The sequence below is a fragment of the Barnesiella sp. CU968 genome (assembly GCF_905219685.1).
GTDB lineage: Bacteria > Bacteroidota > Bacteroidia > Bacteroidales > Muribaculaceae > Lepagella > Lepagella muris_A.
Window position 1 is genome coordinate 1 of record NZ_CAJMXD010000587.1, and the last position, 1,152, is coordinate 1,152.

Here is a 1,152-nt window from a genome sequence, read left to right on the forward strand (position 1 = left end):
AAACAACCATAAAAGACCTCAAGGAAGCCACAAGATTCACTATATAAAAAATTTCGAATTAAATTTAAACAGTTTCTAAGAAACTGTTAAAAAATTGAATGATATGAAAATCAGAATAAATTCATTATTATTATCTCTCGCTGTCGCGTTCGGCTGTCTTCTGACCTCCTGCGACAACGATGACAACGGCGGCGTCGCCGAAGCTGTGATGGGAAGCACGCGCAGTCTTGAATTTCCGGTTTCCGATGCTGTCCCTACCATGATCGCCGTAGTCTCAGACGGATTCTGGCAATGCGAAGCTCCCGACTGGATCACTGTCACACCCGGCTCCGGAGGTGCGGGCACAACGGATGTCACGATAGAAGTGTCTGATAACATCCGTGACGGAGCTGCCGATCTTCCACGCAAAGCTGTCCTAAAATTCCATGGCGATCAGAAACGTAGTTTTTTCGAAGTCACTGTGCGTCAGGAGGGCGACAAATTCCGCGATATAAAACCATCTTCTATTGCCGACATGAACGCGATGGAGGAAGAGGCTGCCGTAGAGTTCGAGAACCTTGCGGTTCTGGCTCAGACAAACAACGGTTTTGTGGGTACAGACGGGACTGACCTCGTTTATGTGACCGGAGAGGCGGCTCAGGCACGTGCCGGACAGATCATAAGCATGCTCGGAACAAAGATGGACTCTGACACCAGGCTTCCGTTTGTGATCTGCGACAGGCTGACAGATGTCAGAAGCGGAGATGTGCCTTCGATTCCCGCCACCGACATCACGGCAGACATCGACAGCTACAAATCCGGCACGCGAACCCTAATCAAGGCAACAGGAATTTTCGACGGCTCCAAGCTGAATATCGAAGGGAAAACCATGTCGGTAACTGCCGAAGACTGCAACACCGACATAAAGCTGTCGGATTTCACCGGTCACGTCCTGACTCTTACCGGCGTATACTCAGGCACAGCCTCTCCGGTAGTCAGGATGATTGTCACCGGTCTTGAGGATCTGGGTCTCAACGAGACAATATATTTCCAGAGCAACTTCGATATCGTCTGGGCATTCCTCGCAGACTGGAAAGGCTCGGGAGACAATGCCGTAAAGAATCTCGATGCGATAGGTTGCGACACCGATAACGTATACTCCCCCAATCTCTG

1 protein-coding gene is annotated in these 1,152 nt (G+C 50.0%); it reads left to right on the forward strand.

The window, feature by feature from the left end; all coding sequences use genetic code 11:
* Window positions 1–103: 103 nt before the first annotated feature.
* Window positions 104–1,152 (forward strand): BACON domain-containing protein (locus tag JX312_RS13885; protein ID WP_204458515.1); only part of this gene is annotated, 1,049 nt, incomplete at its 3' end.